Below are 20,439 nucleotides of genomic sequence, written 5' to 3' on the forward strand. Positions count from 1 at the left end.
ATGGCGGCTTTTAATGTTAAACCGCCAAACTTATTCTAGACATTATATTTTATCGGTCGGTTATAGTAAAGCTGCCGGGTTAAAACGGGCATCTCTTTAGCGTTTCCAGCCATGCAACCGATTTAACGTCTTTTTCCAGCAAAAATCTTATGTATGAACGTATTAGCCTTTCAAGCTCTAAACTGAGCTCTTTAGGCATTTTAATGCGTCTGATGGTATTGTAATTGCCGTCTTGCAAGAGCCGAAAGACCTTTAATCCGTTAATTGAAATCGGGTAACCGAAAAGGTCGTTCTTGGCACAGGTCGGGCAATGGGTTCCACCGGCACCGGGGCAAAAATGGTTAACTACCGGTTTGAGTTGTACGTGGCATGTTACGCATTGTTTGAGCTGGGGGCGATACCCCATATGCTCCAGCAATTGCACCTCAAAATAACGCAGAACCATTTCGCGGTTCTTTTCAACGGATAGCTTGTGCAGCGCATCCAGAAACGTATAAAAAAGGGCCGAGTCCTCAATCCCTTCTCCCGTAAATTGGTTCATTAAATCCGTAATATAAAGAGCATACGAGCTTAATTCAAGGTCGTTTTTGAGGTCAAAGAAACCGTTAATGGTTTGGCTGCCGGTCACCGTCGCCAAATTCCTGCCCCTTGCAAAAGAAACCATACTGTGTGTCAGGAGTTCAAGATGTCCGGACATTTTGCTTTTCGGTTGGCGGACTCCTTTTGCCACCGCTTGTATCTTGCCGTGGCGCAGGGTGTAAAAAGTCAGGATTAGGTCGGCTTCTCTCAGCTTGGTCTTTTTAAGCACAATTGCTTCGCTTTTAAAATTTCTCGGTTCTGTCATTTCACTTCTAAATGGTCGCGGGTGTAATAATTGCCGGCGCTAATTTTAGAGCAATCTTTTGCCGACGGGGACGTCTTCATCGGGTTGGATTAAAACAACATCCGTGTCGCTTAAAACTACCCCCAACACCAGCACTTCCGATTTGAAATCGGCGATTTGTTTCGGCGGGAAGTTTACTACCGCGAGAACCAGCCTGTCTTTTAAATCTTCTTTGCGGTAGCGGGCGGTAATCTGTGCGCTGGATTGTTTTTGCCCGAACTCACCAAAATCAATCCAAAGTTTGTAGGCAGGTTTGCGGGCATTGGGAAAATCCTCGGCCTTTAAAATCCTGCCTACTCGAATATCAACTTTTTCAAAATCCCCGTAACTGATCGATTGCATTTTAAAATTGCCTTTATTTCAGCTCTTGCCTGCCTTCAAGCGCACGGGTTAAGGTCACGTCATCGGCATATTCAAGCTCTGTGCCAAACGGTAACCCCCTCGCCAGGCGGGTAACCTTAATCCCCAGCGGGGTTATAATTTTATTAAGGTACATCGCTGTTTGCTCGCCCTCAAGTGTCGGGTTGGTGGCAAGGATAATCTCCGTTATCTCACAATCTTTAAGACGGTCGGTCAGCTCTTCGATTCTGATATCGCCTAGCCCGATTCCATCGGTTGGCGATATGGCGCCATGGAGCACATGATAAAGCCCCTTATAAACCCCCGAATGCTCAAGCGCCAATATATCCTGCGGTTGTTCCACAACGCATATGCAGGTCTTATCGCGCTTTTCGTTCCGGCAAATAGGGCAGAGCGCAGAATCGGCAATATTAAAACAATCTGCGCAGAGGCGTGTGCCGCTTTTTAACGACGCAATCGCATCCGCCAGAGATTCCGCCTGTTCCTTCTGAGCACGCAATAAGTAATAGGTTAGCCGTTGCGCGCTCTTCGGCCCGATACCGGGCAGTTTGGCAAGCTCGTGCATCAACCGGTTGACGGGGTCGGCTGTATTAGACGGGTTTACTTCCAAATCACTTTCCTTTAATCGGTTAATCCGGGGACTTTCATTCCGCCGGTTAATTTTTTCAGTTTCTCATCAGCCATTTCCTTGGATTTTTCCAAGGCTTCCGAGACTGCCTTAAATACCAGTTTCTCAAGGTCGGATGCTTTGCCTTTTTCAACAACCTCGGGATCAATTTTAATCGATAATACCTTTTGTTTGCCGTTAGCAACAACTTTAACCGCACCGTTTCCAGATTCGGCTTCAACCTTCATTTTCTCGAGTTCTTTTTGTGCTTTTTCCAGGCTGCTTTTCAGCTGCATTGCCTGTTTGACCATGTTAAAGTTCATTTTTCCTCCACTTCGACTATTTGACCGCCCATTTTTTGTAATTCCTGGACCAGATAATTTTCTTCGGGCTCGTGAATACATTGAATCTCACAGGTATGTCCAAGGAAATTACCGATTATTTTGGCGGCATCTTTATTATGCTCGGGTTGTTCTATTTTATCTTTATGAATGGAATGCTTAAAAGAAAGGATAACGGTATTACCCTCAAACGCAACCGCTCTTACCCCGGCGCTTCTTAAAATTGCCAGCGCCGAACTTCTTTTCATGTTATCGGGAGCGTTCTCGATGACGTTTTTCCAATTATTGTTTAAGAATTCCGTTTTGTTATCGTATTCTTGTCTGTTGTCGGATTTTGCCTCGGCTTCAGGGGCTGCCTCGGGCTTTACCTCCGGCTTTACCTCCGGTTTGATTTCTTTGACCTCTTCGGCAGGCTTTGTTTCGGGCACATCTTTAACAACCTGTTTCTTTTTCTCGGCAACCGCCGATGCCGGTGTGCTTACCGGCTGATAAACGGAAGCCTTGGGCTGTTTTTCTTCCGGTTTGGATTCCGCAAGTGCGCAATCAACCATTGCCAGTTCCAACGGCAGGGTGGAATAGCTGTCGAGGCTAAGTTCAAGTTTTCCGAAGATTTTAATTGCATTTAAGGCATGCTCAACCGTTGTTTTCTGAGCCAATTCGTTAAGCAAAACCATTTCCTCTTGGGTAAAATCGAGGTCGTTTTTGTAGCCGGTTTTTAAAAGCAATAAGCCTCTAAGGTAGGCGATAAGCTCTCTGTTAAGCTGTTTTAAATCGAAACCTTCGTTTTTTAAGGCGTTGATGGTTTGAATCCCCTCGTTGATATTTGCATTAATGATATGGGTTAGCAGTTCTTGGACTTGCTCGTTTGCGGTAATCCCCAGCATATCTCGTACTTGGTGCAGGGTGATATCCTCTCCGTAAGATGTGTAGAGTTGTTCCAACAGGTTTTCGGCATCTCTGAGGCTGCCGGAAGCATTCTTGGAAAGTAAATTGAGCGCTTCCGTTTCGATTTTAATCCCCTCACTGTCGCATATTTGCTTTAATTTGCCGGCAACATCTTTCTGGGTTATCCGGCGGAAATCAAAGCGCTGGCATCTTGACATAATCGTAGGAAGAATCTTATGCGCCTCGGTAGTTGCCAAAATAAAGATTACATAGGGCGGAGGCTCTTCCAGCGTTTTTAACAAGGCATTCGAGGCGTCTTTGGTAAGCATATGAAACTCATCGACAATATAAACCTTGAATTTGGCTTCCGCGGGTACATAATTAGCGCATTCGCGCAGGCCCCGGATATCGTCAATGCCTCTGTTACTTGCGGCATCGATTTCGATTACATCGACCGCTCTGCCTTCGGTTATGGCGGTGCACATCTCGCAAGTATTGCACGGCTCACCCTTACCGTTAACGGTGCAGTTTACCGCTTTGGCAAGGATTCTCCCCGTACTGGTTTTACCGGTGCCTCTGGGCCCGCAAAAAAGATAGGCATGCGACACATTGCCGAGGCTTAGGGCATTTAAAAGCGTTTTTGTAACGTGCTCTTGCCCGGCAACATCTGCCAACTTTTGGGGACGCCATTTTCGGTAAAAGACTTGCTGTTCCATAATTTTGTCCCTTTATTATACCCCATACGGATATTATTTCCCAAAGAAATTTTGCCTTATTTTCGAATCCGGCATCTATTTTACGTATCCGAATTTTTGCGATATTGTCAGGAGCACTTTTGCGTGATAAGATTTCTTTGAAACGAAACCTCTTTTTATTTTGTAAAAACAAGATTATTGATATATTGGGCATGTTCCGAACAAAGGGCAAATAGATTAGTGATAAAACAAGTAAAATCCAAACAACGCGTCGCCGACCACGGCGAAGTTTTTACCGCCGAACGCGAAGTTAAGGCAATGTGCGACCTCGTTAAGCAGGAAACGGAACGAATTGACTCCAGATTTTTAGAACCGGCTTGCGGCGACGGGAATTTTTTGGCGGAAGTGATATCGCGTAAGCTTACCGTTGTCAGAAAGAGGTATCGAAAAAGCGTTTACGATTATGAGCGCAATTCCCTTCTTGCTTTAGGCAGTATTTACGGGATTGATATTCTTCAAGATAATGCCGAAGCCTGCCGAAAGAAGCTTTTTGATATATGGAACCGTGAATACAAGAAGGTGTCTAAAAAAGAATATTGCGAAGAAACCCGAAAGGCGGCGGAATATATTCTGAGCCGTAATATTGTCTGCGGTAACGCCCTGACTCTTTGCTGTGTTGATGCCGACGGAAAAGATACAAAAGAATTGATTGTTTTCTCAGAGTGGACTTTTCCGTTCAATGATGCAAGAATACAGCGTAAAGATTATACCTTTGACCAGTTGCTAAACGGGAACGCAACGTCAAAAAAGAAGAACAAAGCTAAAATACAGCCTTCGCTGTTTGAAGACCCTGAGCCGGAGCCGGAAGCGGAGGGTAAATTCTTAAAGCAGTATATTGCTCATTACAAAAAGGTGTTTGAAGATGGCTAATGTAGGATTATTTGAAAATGTGTATAATCCGGATGTGCTCTCCTGCCTTGCGAATCTATCAAGCGACGAAGTATTCACTCCGCCGAACATCGTCAACCAAATGCTTGATATGCTCCCGCCCGAATTATTCCAAAACCCCGATACAACTTTTCTTGATCCGGCTTGCAAAACGGGGGTGTTTCTTCGGGAAATAGCAAAAAGGCTGATAAAAGGCCTTGAACCTCAATTTCCGGATTTGCAAGAGCGCCTGGATCATATTTTTCATAAACAAATTTACGGAATTGCCATTACCGAGCTTACCAGCTTGCTTTCGCGCAGGAGTGTATATTGCTCAAAATACCCAAACAGCGAGTTTTCGGTAATTTTATTTGATGATGCGCAAGGTAATATTCGCTTTAAAAATATTAAACATACATGGAAAAGCGGAAGATGTGTGCATTGTGGTATTTCGAGTGGTACAAAGCTTGGAGATGAAGAGCGAGGGGAAACACTTGAAGCGCACGCTTATGAATGGATTCATACGCAAAAACCTGAGGAGATTTTTAAAATGAAGTTCGATGTGATTATCAGTAATCCGCCGTATCAATTAGAAACTGATGGTGCTGGAAAGCAGGCAAAGCCTATATATCATCATTTTGTGAATCAAGCAAAAAGGCTAACCCCTAATTATTTAGTGATGATTACTCCTTCAAGGTGGTTTGCTGGGGGAATGGGACTTGATGAATATCGTAATGAAATGTTATCAGATAAACATATTAAGAAAATTGTTGATTATTCGCTTTCAACAGATTGCTTCCCTGGCGTTGATATTGCTGGTGGTGTTAGTTATTTTATTTGGGATAAAAACTTTGAAGGAACTTGCACTTACACATATATTGATGGGGAGAGTACTATAACTCAAGAAAGAAAACTTAATGAGTATGAAGTGTTTGTCAGGGACAATAGAGCGATTTCAATTGTTAAAAAAGTACTTAAACATGACGAAAAACCAATGAGCGATTTAATGTCTTCTTTAGGTCCGTTTGGTCTTGGTACTGCGGAAAGAGGGGTGGAGATGCCATCAAAAACGACCCGCATTTTGCTTTCCAGCGCCGGTAGGAGTTATATTGAACGTTCAAAAATTACCACCGGTTCTCAATATATAAATAAGTGGAAGGTTATTATTGGAAAAGCAACATCTGCAGGTGCAGCAACAGCGGACAAGGATGGATTGAGAAAAGTAATAGCTACACTTGATGTTTTAGAACCAGGAGCTGTTTGTACTTTCTCTTATTTTATAGGAGCTGTGTTTGATAGTAAAGAAGAAGCATATAACTGCAAAAAATATTTGAGCTCCAAAATGGCAAGGTTTTTGCTTTTACAAACTTTGTCTTCGATAAATATATCGAAGGATAAGTTCAGATTTGTCCCTGTCCAAGACTTTTCTAAACCGTGGACAGATGAAGAGCTTTATAAAAAATATAATTTAACCGATGAGGAAATTGGTTTTATCGAATCAATGATTAAACCAATGGATTTGGACGGTGATGACGATGGCGGAAGCTAAATTTTTCCCCGAACGCCCTCCGGTTATCCCCACCATTTATGTGTATGAACTCACGGGTGTAACTACACACAAGGGCTATATAAAAATCGGGTATACCGAACGCGATGCACTTACTCGCATCAGGGAACAATTGCGCACCTCCGCAATCCCTTTTACTATTCTCCACCAAGAGAGCGCTATGCGTGAGGATGGTTCGGTTTTTTCCGATAAGGACATTCACCGCATTTTAGAGCGGCGCGGGTTCCAACAGCTTAACGCAACCGAGAGCGATAACGAGTGGTATAATTGCACTTTGGATGACGTCAAAGCGGCCATTATCGAGCTAAAAACAGGCAAAATTTCCGCTAACGGCCGAACAGCCAATTTTCGGATGCGCCCCGAACAACAGGATGCCGTAAAGCGTACCGTTGAATATTTTACCAGAGCGAAATACGATGACCCCGACAGAGCTCCGAAATTCCTTTGGAATGCCAAGATGCGTTTTGGTAAAACTTTTGCTTCCTATCAACTTGCCAAAAAAATGCGTTTTAAACGGGTGTTGGTGCTTACCTTTAAGCCTGCTGTTGAATCCGCATGGCGCGATGATTTATTTTCCCACGTTGATTTTGAGGGTTGGCAGTTTGTTTCCAATAAGGACGCAAATAATAACAACGTTAACCTTGACCATGCTTACACAATGTGCGACAAAAAGAAACCCATAGTTGTTTTCGGCTCTTTCCAGGACTTATTAGGCACTAACGAAAACGGCGGCATAAAAACCAAAAATAAATTTATCCATTCCGATAATTGGGATTTGGTGATTTTTGACGAATATCATTTCGGCGCTTGGCGTGAGAATGCCAAAAACCTTTTTGAAAAGCCTGACGAAGAAAAAGATGCCGATTTTGATATAGAAAAGTATAAGCTGGATGAGGCGGATAACGCTTATAACGAAACGTTTCTGCCGATTACAACCGGGCATTACCTCTTCCTTTCCGGTACTCCTTTCCGCGCCATAAACAGCGGAGAGTTTATCGAAGACCAAATTTTTAATTGGACCTATTCCGATGAACAGCGCGAGAAAAACGATTGGTCCGGCCCCGGAAACCCCTATTTACCGTTGCCAAGAATGGTTATGCTTACTTATCGTGTTCCGGACAGTATTCGTCAAATAGCTTTGCAGGGTGAATTCGATGAGTTTGATTTAAACATTTTCTTTTCTGCTCAAGGCAAGCGAGAAAAGGCAAAGTTTAATTATGAAAACGAGGTTCAGAAATGGCTTGACCTTATTCGCGGTTCTTATCTTCCTTCCAATATTGATGATATGAAACTTGAACGTGATGAACGTCCCCCCATGCCTTTTTCCGATACCCGCCTTTTGAGTGTATTGAATCATACCATCTGGTTTTTGCCGAATGTGGCAGCTTGTCAGGCCATGTATAACCTGATGATGCAGAAACAAAATAGCTATTATAACCAAAAATATAAAATTCTTGTTTGTGCCGGACGCGAAGCCGGTATTGGGCTCGATGCCCTTAATCCGGTGCGGCATGCGATGGGAAACCCATTGGAAACACATACCATCACGCTTACTTGCGGAAAGCTAACCATGGGTGTTACCGTAAAACCGTGGACGGGGATATTTATGCTACGCAACCTAAAAAGCCCCGAAACATATTTTCAGGCCGCTTTTCGAGTTCAATCTCCGTGGGTGGTTAAAGACGAAGAAGGTAAAGATACGATTATCAAAGAGGAGTGCTACCTCTTTGATTTTGCATTAGATCGGGCTCTGCGTCAAATAGCTGATTATTCTTGCCGTTTAAATGTAGGTGAGAATAACCCTGAAAAGAAGGTGGGCGAGTTCATAAAATTCTTGCCGGTACTGGCTTATGACGGTAGCACAATGCGGCATATTGATGCGCAAGATGTTCTTGATCTTGCGTTAGCCGGAACTTCCGCAACACTGCTTGCAAAGCGCTGGGAATCCGCATTGTTGGTTAATGTTGATAACGACACCCTCAAACGCCTGATGGCAAATAAAGAAGCTATTAATGCGCTTATGAAAATTGAAGGATTCCGTAGGTTAAATCAGGATATTCAAACTATTATCAACAAATCAGAATCGGTAAAGCAAGCTAAAAAAGGTATTGAAGAGATGACGCCTAAAGAGAAAAAAGAGCTCTCGAAAGAGGAAAAAGAATTTAAAACACTGCGCAAACAGATTCAAGGCAAACTTATCAAATTTGCTACCCGCATCCCGATTTTTATGTATCTTACCGATTATCGTGAGCGGACACTCCAAGATGTTATCACTCAACTTGAAACGGAATTGTTTAAAAAAGTTACGGGGCTTGATGTCAAGGATTTTGACCTTCTTTGCAGTATCGGTGTATTTAATGCAAGCCTAATGAACGATGCCATTTTTAAGTTTAAACGCTACGAAGATAACAGCCTTTCTTATACCGGTATTGATAAACATGAAGGCAAAGATGTCGGTGGCTGGGATACCATTATTAAACGCGAAGAATATAATAAACTGCTCTTTAATCAGCAGGCAACCATGGGGATTGCAGTTTCGGTTTCTGATGAGATACCCAAAAAGGATGTTACTCGTATTGCCTCTAAGACTGAACCTAAATCGACTGCTCAGGATTATGTTACCGGACAATTCAATATTAAGCCCCCGTCGGCAAAAACGGCTGAACCCCACAATGTTTACGGTATTGCTGCAAAGCCCGAGAAAGAGAAAGAAGAATTTGTTGTGCCGTCGGTTGCCGAAGGTGATGTCGTTAAACATAAAAGCTTCGGTGACGGAACGGTTACCAGAATTGATAAAGCCGCAAAACATATCCGTGTTAAATTCAATGTCGGAGAAAAAACATTCGTTTTTCCGGATGCTTTCAAACAGGGGTATCTAAGTCTGTAACATCAATTCGATTTATCACCAGCTGAATTGGCCTGTTGCTTTCCCAAACAAAAAAAGACTGCACCGCTGGTTTTACCCTTTGGCGCAGCCTTTATTTTTAAGTCTTTGTTTAAAACCCTTACAGCAGGGTTGGGATATCCTTACTGAGTTCGTCAATAGTTTGCAGTTTGGCGGCAACTTCCTGTTGTCGCTGTTTAATAATGGGAACAAGGTCGGTTGAGGCGTTGTAGTAATTTCTAACTTTCTCAACATCGCTTAATTCCGAAAGAATAACGGTAACATTTAAGTTGCTTCCATCCCTTGGATAATCACCGTTGCGGATAATGGCATTGGGAGCCGTATCCCTCATCCAATCGCCCATTTCTTTAATCATATCCATATTGATTTCGCGGGCGGGGGCCGTTATCAAATACATTGCCCTTGAGGCGTCTTTGGGATTGCATCGGGTGGAAATATCACTAAAAGCGGCATCCATTGCTTGAACCGCTTTATGTGTCTGACTGCTCTTATCGCGGAAACTGCCCTTAGAGCCGAAAAGGCTGAAGCGGTCGGGCTTTGATTCCCCGTAACCGATAACGGTCCATCCCAAAAGGGTCTGGATAATATCACCGGCATCAAGTGTCTTCGCTCCAATATTAACCGCCTTCTTTTCTTCACCGGCACAAAGCAGGTTGTAGAACGGGGCGGCAATCAGGGAGTTAATTTTATCGAGGTTATGTTTAAGGGAGAAATCTTTGCGTACGTAGCGCTGGTTATCCACCAAAATAACGGCATCGGCAACCGAATAAACCGATTTAAGACAAACCGCGGTATTGTAAACGGTTCTCTCTTCGTTTTGTTCTTCGTGTTCGAAAGGCAGGACAATCAGAGAATATAAGGGCTTATCCATATAACGTTCTTTGATGTGCTGTGCGATAATGGGGATTGAACCGGAACCGGTACCGCCTGCGGCACTGGCAATTAAAAGGAACCCGTCGGCATCGTAGAAACGTTTGGTTGTTCTTAATGCGTCAACGATTTTATCGGCATCTTCGCGGGCGACTTCGGCGCCAAGTTCATTGATTTTACCGACTCCGTGGCCTCCGGTTTTACGTCCGCCGATTAAGATTCGGTGCTGGTAATCCGCTTTGACCGTTGTTAAGCCGCTTAAATCGGCAGCGTCGGTGTTAACGGCAAAAACGCCCGGCGTGATTTCTATGCCCCTGGTGCTGATTGCCCTTCTGTTCAAACGAGCAAACTCATCGGCAATACGCCCACCTGCTTGCCCGAAACCGATGACTACTAATTTCATGACTCCCCCTCCAAAAAATTACATTTAAACCGTAGCTATTTTACCTATACCTGTTCCGTATTGTCAATATAAACCGACCTGCCTTTAGCTAAAACGGATTTATTATTCTTTGAAATTGAAGATGTCGGACAGGCGTTCGATTAGCGGGTAATCCCTTTCCGCAATGCGTTTCATGTTAACCTGCAACCCGGTTTCCTTCTTAATAAAATCGGTATCGATATTCCCGTCAATAAAACGCGGGTTTTCCATAATCGCTTTATGCAAAATTATATTCGTATCAACGCCGACAATAATGTATTCGTATAATGCGCGCTGCATACGTAAAATGGTTTCCTTGCGGTCTCTGCCGTGAACAATAAGCTTGGATATCATCGGGTGGTAACAATCGGGGATTGTATAGCCGTTATGAACCCCGGAATCGACACGAATGCCTATACCGCCCGGAGAACGGTAGCCCCTTAACTTACCGGGCGAAGGCAAAAAATTCATTATCGGATCTTCCGCGTTGATACGGCATTCAATCGCCCATCCCGTAAGTTTGATATCCTGCTGCTTTACCGATAGCGGCAAGTCCGAAGCGATTCTGATTTGTTCTTTTACAAGGTCAATTCCGGTTACCATTTCCGTTACACCGTGCTCGACTTGTATGCGGGCGTTTACTTCCAAGAAATAATAATTACCTTCGGAAAAGATGAACTCAACGGTTCCGGCGCCGACATATTTGATTTTGCGGGCGAGTTTGACCGCCTGTTTACCGATTTTTTCGCGCATCGACTCGCTAATCGCCATCGACGGGGATTCTTCAATAATTTTGCCGTAGTTTCTTTGAATACTACACTCACGCTCACCGAGATGCACAACGTTACCGAATTTATCGGCCAGAATCTGAAACTCTATGTGGCGCGGATGTTCAAGATATTTTTCGATATAAAGATCAACGTTTCCGAAGCTGGATTGCGCAATCGAAACAGACGTTGCAATCGCATTTTCAAGTTCTTCTTCCGAGTTAATAATTGTCATGCCGATACCGCCGCCGCCGTTTGCCGGTTTGATAATAACGGGGTAGCCGATTTTACGGATAATTTTTTGGATGTTTTCAAGGTCGGCGGTGGGTTCTTCGCTGCCGGCAATAACCGGAATTTTTGCTTTAATGGCTTCCTTACGGGCTGCTACTTTGTTTCCCGTGATTTTCAGAACCGAACTCGAAGGACCGATAAATGTAATGCCGGCTTTTTCGCAGGCTTCGGCAAAATTTGGGTTCTCGGAAAGGAACCCGTAACCGGGGTGAATCCCGTCGGCGTTGCAGTCCCTGGCAACCGATATTATTTTTTCGATATCGAGGTAGCTTTGTGAGGCCGGCGCGGCCCCCAAAAGATACGCTTCATCGGCATATTTGGCAAAAAGAGCGCCCTGGTCGGCTTCGGAATAAACGGCAACCGATTTTATTCCGAGTTCCTTGCAGGCACGCATAATGCGGATCGCAATCTCACCGCGGTTGGCTACTAATATTTTACTAAGCATAACTGGCACCTCTTGCAAAAGACTAAAATAAGTGATTTGTTAAAATTGTGTTTTTGTAATGTCATTATAAAGGTATTTTGGTCGGATATAAAGAAAATATCGAATTTAAAGTTGTTGTTTGCGGAACTTTTTGTTAAGAAATTGAAAAACATCCGTCTCGCTAGTCTGATACGATACGGTTTTTTTAGTCAAAGTTACGACTTTATTTTTTAACCCAAATCGTCGCTAGGATATTGTTTGCGGTAGCGATATTCAATATCGGCATCCATGCTGTAGTTGTAGGAGCTGTCATCTTTGAGCATGGCTGTTCTTTTGCCGACCCAAATTCCTAAAATAACAAGGACAATAAAGCCGCCGATGCCAACAAGTAAATAAGTGAGCCACAGCGGCCAACCGGAACCGACAACAAATGCATCGCTAACCCAAGCGCTTTCGTTCCCGACTCCGTCAACTGCCTTAACCCGCCAATAATAAGGATTATTAACACTGACGGGATCCAGTTTGTTTTCTGCGCTCATCATATAATTATTGCTATCCAGGTTGTCTTGGTTAAAAATAATCTTGGTAAAATTCGAATCGGTCGCGATTTGCAGTTTATAGAAAACCCCGCTCGGGTCGCTTGAGGCGCTCCAACTGAAGACTATCGGCTGAGGGGCTTTATTCTTTTCGATAGGAGCAATCAGCCCAACCGCGGGCGGCGGAACGGTTTCGTAAGCATGGTTAAAGGGGGTGACGGCGCTGCTTATCCCGTCGCTGACTTCAATGTTGTAAACCCCGGCGGTTATATCGGGGAGCGTAAAAGCGGCTTGGAAACTGCCGTTAATATCGGTTGTTACCTTGTTTGCGGCCGTTTTGATAACGGCGTTATTGTATTTAACGGTTATATCTTTATTGATACCGAACCCGTAACCGGATATTTGCACGGTTTCTCCGGCAATTCCGGTTTCAATATCGCTTGCCACAGACGGTGCTATCGTTATTGACACGCTGCCCGCGTTATCAAAACTATCAACAGCTTTAACGGTATGAGCGCCTCCCGTTTTTGCGGGCATATTCAAAATGGCGGTAAAACTGCCGAGGCTATCGGTAAAAATTTCATTTTCGGTTGCGGCTATGTTAATACCGTCAATGCTAAGGGTTATTTTATTTGTTTTACCCGAACTGCTTGCGGCAAATCCGTTTCCCGAAATTACCACGCTATCACCGACAAGAACCGTTGCGTTATCAACTGCAATTGCGGGGATAATATTAAAAGTAACTTCGCTTTTATTGCCGCTTTCATCGGAGGTTTTAAGCAAATACTCTCCAAACGGCGCTCTCGGAATTGTTATTTCCGTGCTAAAAGTCCCCACACTGTTTGTTTTGGCGGTTCCCACATTCTCGTCATTAAAATAAATAACGATATCCGAACGGTCGGCAAAACCATTGCCGCCCACGCTTATTACCGCACCGACTTTACCGGAATCGGTAACAATTTTGATGTTGGAATTAACGGTAAAGTTGATTACGGCTTCGTTTTGGTTGGCATCAACCGCTTTGATTTGATATTGCCCCTGAGCAAGCTCGGGAACACATAAATCCATTGTAAAAGCGCCGTAATTATCGGTTTGGGTTGAAACCAGCCCCAGATTGTTTAAAGAAACGGTTACCTTCACGCCGGGGTCAAAACTGGCGCCGCGAACTGTAATTGTATCACCCACCATTCCGAATGATTTTGTGGTCGCAAGACTTTGTTTAATTACAAGGTTGGTTGTTTTTTTATTCCCCGCATTATCGGTTGCGCTGATAACATAGCTTCCTTTGGTAAGCGTAAGAGGCAGATTGACCGTAACCGAAAACGTTCCGTTAACGTCGGTAACAATGGTTGAGTTTGAAAGTGTTTTTGTGGCGATTTTAAGGTCAATTATTGATGAACCGGCAAACCCGTTTCCGGTTATAGTAATTTGTTCCCCGGCACCGCAGGTTTCACTTGATAATTTTAAGCTCGGAGCCACTGAAAATTGTGCGTAAACCGAGCCGGCGCTGCCGGCACTGTCAACCGCCTTTAAAAGATGTACGGCTTTATTGGCGGGCGGTATCTCAATACTTATAGGTTCCAAAACCCCGTTTCCGTCGGCGGTTGAAGTCGCAATAGCGGTTGTTGAATTATCAATGTAAAAAGAAATTTTACCGGGGCTAAAGCCGTTCCCCTTGACTACTATTCCATCCCCAACCGATGCTTCCACCCCCTCAACGGTTGTATCTTTGTCATTGATATAGATTTTAGGTTTGATGGTAAAATCGTCCGAAAAACCGGCGCCGCTTCCCTCAACGGTAACCGAAACGGTGTATGTCCCGCGGGGTAATACCGGAACTTTAAAATCGAACGCAAAAGAGTGGTTTGTGATTGGGGCGGTTCCCAAATAAATGCCGTTAAAATTAATTACGGCCAGCCCGTTTGTAACGGTTCCGAAAGTGTACGATATTTGAACGGTATCTCCCGGGGCTCCCGAATACTTGGAAAGAGGCAGTTCACCGGCGGCCGAGGCGGATACGGGCGGCAGCACAAAAAGAAATGATGTAACGGTTAATACCGTCAGGCAAGCAATTTTAAAGGCATTTTTTACTTTTCTAAACATTGATATCCCCGCTAATTTCAAAGTCTTTAAACACACGTAATAAAAACGGTACTATAATTATACTAGCACACGATATAAAATTGCCACTAAATCGATCCGTTTTAAATTAAAAAGGAACTTTTTTAAAATTATCGAAAATAGCGTTAATAAAGACCTTTATGGTATTTACAAGGCCGCTAAAACAACATATCATATTCTTAGTAGCTGCAATACTAACTCTATTTCCAGATTGCCGTTTTTTCGGAAATTAATTTTGTCCGTATCAGGCATAAAAATATACCGGGGTTTAAAAATTGAAGAAAGGAGGGAACAAGCGTGGTAGAGAAAGATAAAGAAGAAGGTGCAGAGCGTCAAGAAGCGCCTAAAATAATGATGAAACCGCTTCCGCAAATCTTGGATGAAATGGATGAAAATATCCGGGCGGCAGCGGCGGCAGCCAGAAGGGCCGAAGAGGCTGCCCGTTCGTCCAGAGAAGCGGCAACAGCAGCCACGCAGGCGTCCTTCGAAGCCGGTAAAAGAGCGGAGGAAGCACGTAAGGCCGGCGAAAAGGCGGCCGGTGATGCCACCAAAGCAGCGGCGGAAGCGGCCGCAAAGGCTGAAAAAACAGCCAAAGATGCGATAGCGGCTGCCGAAAGGGCAGCTGCCAGGTCCGAAGAAGCCGATAAAAGTTCCAAACAAGCGGCACAATCGGCAATAATTGCGGCTACCGATGCCGCTAAAAGAGCGGAAGAAGCCGGTGCTTTAGCCAAAAACGATTCCATAGCCGCGGCCAAAATGGCTCAGGAAGCGGCTGCCGAAGCCTCCCAAAAAGCGGAGGAGGCTGCCAAAATCGCTAAAGAATCCCAGGAAGAAGCGGCGCGGGTCTCGGAACTTGCGGCTGTTCAGGCGGCACAAAAGGCCGAAGAAGCGGTTAAAAAGGCTAAGGAAGCCCAGGAGGAAGCTACTAAAGTAGCATCGCTTGCCGCGGGTGATGCGGCACAAAAGGCCGATGAGGCCGTCAGAAGGGCGGAAGAGGCTGCTATTATGGCGAGAGAGGCTTCGGAGGCGGCTATTCAGGCGGCGGCCGAGGCAATTGCCAGAGCCGAAGAGGCAGCCGAAAAAGCGGAAGAAACCGCTAAAAGCGCCCGGTATGCGGCTGAAGAAGCCGTCAGAAAAGCGGAAGAGTTGGATTTAGCCGCAAGGGAGGCTGCAGCCGAAACATTAAACAGGGCTCAAGATGCGGCTGCCAGAGCGGAAGCCGCATCGATTATGGCAAAGGGCGCCGTTGATTCCGCCGTTGAACAGTCAAAACAAATCAATAAGCAGCTTGACAGCAGTATCAAACAGGTTCAGGTTGCACAAGAGGAATTAGAAAAGAATTTATCGGCCGAAACCGCTTCCAAAACCGATGAATCGGGTAAGAAAGCGAAACGAATTGCCCATGCCGGATTCAGATTGGCGGAAGAAATTGAAAGAAAAGCCGAGCTGGCCGATATTGCAGGAGAAGAGGCGCTTGCGGCGGCGGTTAAGGTTTCCGGGCCGCTTGCCGAAAGTGTTGAAAAAGCGGGGCAAGATGCCAAGCAGTCGGCTTTGCTAGCTTTTAAAGCTGCCGAAAAAACCAGAGAGAAAGCCGAACAGGCAGAGCTTTCGGGGGATAATGCGGTTGAAGCGGCGGCAAAGGCCTTGCATACTTTAGTGATGATGGCGGAAAAAGCGGCAAAAGATGCCGGAGAAGCCGCCTTTTTAGCCAATCAGGCATCCGTTAACGTTCAAACTGCAGCCGAAAATGCAATGCGGCTGACCGGTGAAGAAGCGCAAACGAAAATGGCCGAGGCTAAAAAAGCCGCCGAGGAAGCCAAGCAAGCGGCGGAAGCGGCGCTATCGGGTGCCAATAAATCGGCAACCGACGCCAAAGAAGCGGCAGAGGCGGCCATCAAAGCCACCGGCAAGGAAGCCACCGCTAAAATTGAAGAGGCTAAAAGGGCTGCCGAAGAGGCCAAGCAAGCGGCGGAGGCGGCGTTATCGGGTGCCAATAAATCGGCAACCGATGCCAAAGAAGCCGCTGAAGCGGCCATGAAAGCTACCAGTAAGGAAGCTACGGCTAAAATCGAAGAAGCCAAAAAGGCTGCCGAAGAAGCAAGGAAGGCGGCGGAAGAAGCTAAAAGCGCTGCCTTGGCAGCCAGTGCGCGAGCGGAAAAGGCGGCAACCGATGTTAAAGCATCGGCAGAGGAAATTGCCAATCAGGCAAGTATTAAGGCCGAAGAAGCGTTGGAAAAAGCCCAAGAGGCCCTTTTAAGAACCTTAGTGAAAAAGGTTTTATCCTCCAGCGAACTGACTACCATTATTGTCCTTGCCGTACTCGGTTCGATTTTTGCGGCGGTTACAATCAGTTTGGGTTTAATGATGTTAAGTTAACAATGATTATAGGCGTACCCAAAAATGCCTCGTTTCAACGGGGCATTTTTATTTGTCATAATGTTATAGGAAAAGATTTTTTATTGACGATTGGCAAAGATTAATATAGTATATTATTCAATTTATTTTACGCAAGAATTTTTTTAAATCACCGGAATGATTAAAGAGGGATGGTAAAAAGAGCATATGAAAAATAACAAAATTGCCGCAATTGACGTTGGTACAACCAAGATATGCACCGTAATGGCGGAAGTAGGGGAATCCTCTTACCCCACTGTTTTGGGGGTGGGGGTTGTTTCCTCCGACGGTTTGCATAAGGGAATGGTTGTTGATGTTAAAGAAGCCGAGGAATCAATCCGCTTGTCAATCAAAAAGGCCGAACAAGCCGCCGGATACAAGCTGGAATCCGCTTGTGTCGGCATCACCGGTAAACATATCAGTTCCATAAACAATAAAGGGGTTGTTTCCGTAAGAGGTCCTCGTAAAATCGTTTCTCCCGGTGATTTGGAACGTGTTCTTAAAATTGCCAAAGATGTCGAACTGCCGCAGGGGCGGGAGATATTACATATGATCCCTCGTTCTTACGCATTGGACGGTCAATCGGGAATTAACAGCCCGGTCGGAATGTATGCCAACCGTCTTGATGCGGAAACCACAATCGTAACTGCCGCTTCTACTTCCGTTCAAAACCTGGTTAAATGCATTAAAAGTTGCGGGGTTAAAGTCGAAGACGTTATTCTTGAACCTTTAGCCAGCGCCGAAGCGGTCTTAACGGAAGAAGAAAAACAAGACGGAGCGATTCTGATTGATATCGGCGGCGGGACAACCGATGTTGTTGTCTTCCAAAATGGGAGCGCCTATTATGCCTTTGTTTTACCGGTAGCCGGTTTCCATGTTACAAGGGATATTGCGCTTGCAACCGGTATTTCTTTTGAAGCGGCCGAGCAAATCAAAACCAAATACGGGACTGTGATTCCCTTTAACACCACCCCCGATACCAAAGATATAGTTGTCGGCGGCATATCCATTCCCCAAAGTGTACTAACTCAAATTATCGCTTCACGCCTTGAAGAGCTTTTGAAATTGGTTATGCTGGAACTCTCGGAGATTGAATTTCCGAATGTATCTTCCTTAAATGTTGTAATTTGCGGCGGAACCGCCAATATGCACGGGCTTGCGGAACTTGCCGTCAGCACAACCGGATTGCCTTCAAGAATCGGCTATCCGATCAGATTACCCGGGGTCTCGGATGTTTTGGGTAACCCGATGCATGCCTCCGGCGTGGGATTATTGCTTTGGAAGTTGATTAACGACGAAAAACAATCCAGGAATGCCAATTATATCTCAAGAATAATGGGTAAAAATATTTAGATACTGATGCAGGAGATTATTTATGACAAAGTCGATTAATGTTCCCAGCCCGGCAAAAATCAAGGTTGTCGGCATGGGCGGTTCGGGTTGCAATGCGGTTACCAGAATGGTCCAAGAAGGGATTCAGGGCGTAGAGTTTATTGCCATGAATACCGATGCCCAGCACCTTGAATTAACGGAAGCATCCGTTAAAATTCAGTTGGGAACTAAAACAGTACGCGGGCTGGGGGCCGGCGGCGACCATTCCAGAGGGCGCAAAGCTGCCGAAGAATGTATTGATGAAATACAAAACGTTATAAACGGCTCGGATATGGTATTTGTTACCGCCGGTATGGGTGGCGGTACGGGAACAGGTTCGGCACCGGTTATTGCTCAAATCGCCAAGAAAACGGGGGCATTAACCATTGCGGTTGTTACCACTCCCTTTAAATTTGAAGGGCTGCATCGTGCCAAAGTGGCAGATGAAGGTATCCGCAATCTTGTTCCGCATGTCGATACCCTTATTATCGTCCCCAATGAAAAAGTGCTTGACCTCTGCGATAAAAGAACAAGTATTGCCAACGCCTTTAGAATGGCCGATGAAGTATTGCACCAAGGTGTGCAATCGATTGCCGAGGTAATTACCGTTCCCGGTTTTATTAATCTTGACTTTGCCGATGTCAGGGCAATCATGCAGGATGCCGGACATGCCTGGATGTCTATTGGCTGGGGGGACGGGCCGAATCGTGCCGTTGACGCCGCCAAGCAGGCCTTGACCAGTCCTCTTCTGGATACATCGGTTTACGGCGCCAAAAAAGTTATGTTTAATGTTGTCGGCGGGGGCGATTTGACCCTCTTTGAAGTAAACGATGCTGCCGAAACAATCAAAAAGGCGGTTGCCCCGGATGCAAAAGTTATCTTTGGTGTAATGGTCGATCCCGCATTGGAAAGCAAGGTTCGCCTGACATTAATCGCCACCGGTTTTGCAACCAAAGAGGAATCGGAAGAACAAGAGAAACAACTGGATGCCGCAAAACAAGAAGATGTCAGACGCCTGCTTAAGAGCGAAAATCCGGAAGAATTGGATATTCCGTCCATTTTTAGGAATTTGCGCAAGAAAAAATAGAATTTTTTAATTATTTTTTTGTATAATATAAAATAAGATGAGAAATCTTATTCTGAAAATATTATTGGGAGGTAAGAATGGGTCACAAAGCTCCGGCAAAAGTGGGTAGTAAATCATCGCCTGCTCCTGCAAAGCCTGCAAAAAAGAAATAGTTGATATAATTAAAGGAGTTATTTCCTTGTAAAAACGGGACGTCATCTAATAAGTGATTCCCGTTTTTTTATTTAAAAAACAATTTTGCCAAGGAACCTGAATTGTTCTAATGCTTTCTTTACAGACCAACTTCATAAAGGGTAAAATAAGGACGTCGCAAACAGAGCGGGTGTAACTCAGCGGTAGAGTGCTTGCTTCCCAAGCAAGACGTCGCGGGTTCGAATCCCGTCACCCGCTCCAAACGTATTTTCTCAGCCCGTTTTCCCCTAACTGTTTCATTTAGCTTCTTTCCCGTTTATAATATTAAAATAGAATTTGCAAAGGATTTGATTTGGACGCTTATCTGGATATTGAAACAACCGGTTTATCTTCCCAAACATCGGATATTACCGTTATCGGGCTCTACCTTGTTAACAGTCACAATAGTAAACTCATTCAGCTGGTGGGTGAAAATATTACCGCCGCGGGTCTTATCGAATCGTTTAGCGGCGTGGAAAATCTGTATACCTATAACGGCAAACGCTTCGACCTCCCCTTTATTGATAATAAAATCGGGGTGAATTTGGAAACAATGGCGGCGCACCGTGATTTAATGTTTGATTGTTGGGATTGCAATTTAAAAGGCGGGCTTAAAATAGTCGAACAAAAACTCGGAATTTACAGAAAGTCCGTCGGCATGTCGGGGCTTGATGCCGTCCTTTTGTGGGAGAGGTACAAACGCCTTAACGATTTGGCGGCGCTTAAAAAACTTTTGGAATATAACAGGGAAGACGTTATCAATTTGAAAATTCTGCGGGAAAAATTGAATTATTTTTCAATTTCCGATTAGGGGGA

Annotated in this window: 15 protein-coding genes and 1 tRNA gene; 8 read left to right on the plus strand and 8 right to left on the minus strand. The window is 44.8% G+C overall.

Annotation, left to right across the window (positions count from 1 at the left end; genetic code table 11):
• Positions 1 to 79: 79 nt before the first annotated feature.
• Genes recO through dnaX form a run of 5 tightly spaced genes read right to left on the minus strand, consistent with a single transcriptional unit; the run spans position 80 to position 3,792 of the window.
• Complete coding sequence (gene recO / locus WC958_02795) at positions 80 to 844, minus strand: DNA repair protein RecO (protein ID MFA5629170.1); 765 nt, start codon at positions 842 to 844, stop codon at positions 80 to 82.
• Between the two features lie 45 nt (positions 845 to 889).
• Positions 890 to 1,225 carry a tRNA-binding protein gene (locus WC958_02800; protein MFA5629171.1) on the minus strand — a complete coding sequence of 112 codons (336 nt, stop codon included), beginning with the start codon at positions 1,223 to 1,225 and terminating at the stop codon, positions 890 to 892.
• Positions 1,226 to 1,238: 13 nt separating this feature from the next.
• Positions 1,239 to 1,877 (minus strand): recombination mediator RecR, encoded by a 639-nt coding sequence (gene recR / locus WC958_02805; protein MFA5629172.1) that lies wholly within the window; start codon positions 1,875 to 1,877, stop codon positions 1,239 to 1,241.
• Positions 1,865 to 2,173 carry a YbaB/EbfC family nucleoid-associated protein gene (locus WC958_02810; GenBank protein MFA5629173.1) on the minus strand — a complete coding sequence of 103 codons (309 nt, stop codon included), beginning with the start codon at positions 2,171 to 2,173 and terminating at the stop codon, positions 1,865 to 1,867. The genes recR and WC958_02810 overlap by 13 nt, the downstream gene beginning before the upstream one ends.
• The gene (dnaX, locus tag WC958_02815; GenBank protein MFA5629174.1) at positions 2,170 to 3,792 is read right to left on the minus strand and encodes a DNA polymerase III subunit gamma/tau; all 1,623 of its coding nucleotides are present in this window, start codon (positions 3,790 to 3,792) and stop codon (positions 2,170 to 2,172) included. The genes WC958_02810 and dnaX overlap by 4 nt, the downstream gene beginning before the upstream one ends.
• Before the next feature lie 219 nt (positions 3,793 to 4,011).
• Between dnaX and WC958_02820 the strand changes: the two genes are divergently transcribed.
• The 3 genes from WC958_02820 to WC958_02830 are packed head-to-tail and all read left to right on the plus strand — an operon-like array spanning position 4,012 to position 9,152.
• A complete protein-coding gene (locus WC958_02820; protein MFA5629175.1) occupies positions 4,012 to 4,701 on the plus strand; it encodes a hypothetical protein in 690 nt (229 codons plus the stop codon).
• Positions 4,694 to 6,247 carry an Eco57I restriction-modification methylase domain-containing protein gene (locus tag WC958_02825; protein ID MFA5629176.1) on the plus strand — a complete coding sequence of 518 codons (1,554 nt, stop codon included), beginning with the start codon at positions 4,694 to 4,696 and terminating at the stop codon, positions 6,245 to 6,247. The genes WC958_02820 and WC958_02825 overlap by 8 nt, the downstream gene beginning before the upstream one ends.
• Complete coding sequence (locus tag WC958_02830) at positions 6,234 to 9,152, plus strand: DEAD/DEAH box helicase family protein (protein ID MFA5629177.1); 2,919 nt, start codon at positions 6,234 to 6,236, stop codon at positions 9,150 to 9,152. The genes WC958_02825 and WC958_02830 overlap by 14 nt, the downstream gene beginning before the upstream one ends.
• Before the next feature lie 118 nt (positions 9,153 to 9,270).
• On the opposite strand, the gene WC958_02835 is transcribed toward WC958_02830, so the two are convergent.
• The 3 genes from WC958_02835 to WC958_02845 all read right to left on the minus strand — a co-directional run bounded on the left by WC958_02835 (position 9,271) and on the right by WC958_02845 (position 14,582).
• Positions 9,271 to 10,443 carry a tubulin/FtsZ family protein gene (locus WC958_02835; protein ID MFA5629178.1) on the minus strand — a complete coding sequence of 391 codons (1,173 nt, stop codon included), beginning with the start codon at positions 10,441 to 10,443 and terminating at the stop codon, positions 9,271 to 9,273.
• Positions 10,444 to 10,545: 102 nt separating this feature from the next.
• Positions 10,546 to 11,964, minus strand: coding sequence for an acetyl-CoA carboxylase biotin carboxylase subunit (locus tag WC958_02840; protein ID MFA5629179.1), 1,419 nt, complete (start codon positions 11,962 to 11,964; stop codon positions 10,546 to 10,548).
• Positions 11,965 to 12,173: 209 nt separating this feature from the next.
• Positions 12,174 to 14,582 (minus strand): hypothetical protein, encoded by a 2,409-nt coding sequence (locus tag WC958_02845; protein ID MFA5629180.1) that lies wholly within the window; start codon positions 14,580 to 14,582, stop codon positions 12,174 to 12,176.
• Between the two features lie 315 nt (positions 14,583 to 14,897).
• Between WC958_02845 and WC958_02850 the strand changes: the two genes are divergently transcribed.
• The 5 genes from WC958_02850 to WC958_02870 all read left to right on the plus strand — a co-directional run bounded on the left by WC958_02850 (position 14,898) and on the right by WC958_02870 (position 20,434).
• The gene (locus WC958_02850) at positions 14,898 to 16,976 is read left to right on the plus strand and encodes a hypothetical protein (GenBank protein MFA5629181.1); all 2,079 of its coding nucleotides are present in this window, start codon (positions 14,898 to 14,900) and stop codon (positions 16,974 to 16,976) included.
• 186 nt (positions 16,977 to 17,162) lie between these two features.
• Positions 17,163 to 18,347: a cell division protein FtsA gene (gene ftsA, locus WC958_02855; GenBank protein MFA5629182.1), complete on the plus strand. Its 1,185-nt coding sequence runs from the start codon at positions 17,163 to 17,165 to the stop codon at positions 18,345 to 18,347.
• Between the two features lie 22 nt (positions 18,348 to 18,369).
• Complete coding sequence (gene ftsZ / locus WC958_02860; protein MFA5629183.1) at positions 18,370 to 19,452, plus strand: cell division protein FtsZ; 1,083 nt, start codon at positions 18,370 to 18,372, stop codon at positions 19,450 to 19,452.
• 318 nt (positions 19,453 to 19,770) lie between these two features.
• Positions 19,771 to 19,845, plus strand: a tRNA-Gly gene (locus tag WC958_02865).
• 91 nt (positions 19,846 to 19,936) lie between these two features.
• Positions 19,937 to 20,434: a ribonuclease H-like domain-containing protein gene (locus tag WC958_02870; protein ID MFA5629184.1), complete on the plus strand. Its 498-nt coding sequence runs from the start codon at positions 19,937 to 19,939 to the stop codon at positions 20,432 to 20,434.
• Positions 20,435 to 20,439 lie beyond the last annotated feature (5 nt).

It is taken from the genome of Dehalococcoidales bacterium, assembly GCA_041656115.1.
Classification (GTDB): domain Bacteria; phylum Chloroflexota; class Dehalococcoidia; order Dehalococcoidales; family UBA5627; genus UBA5627.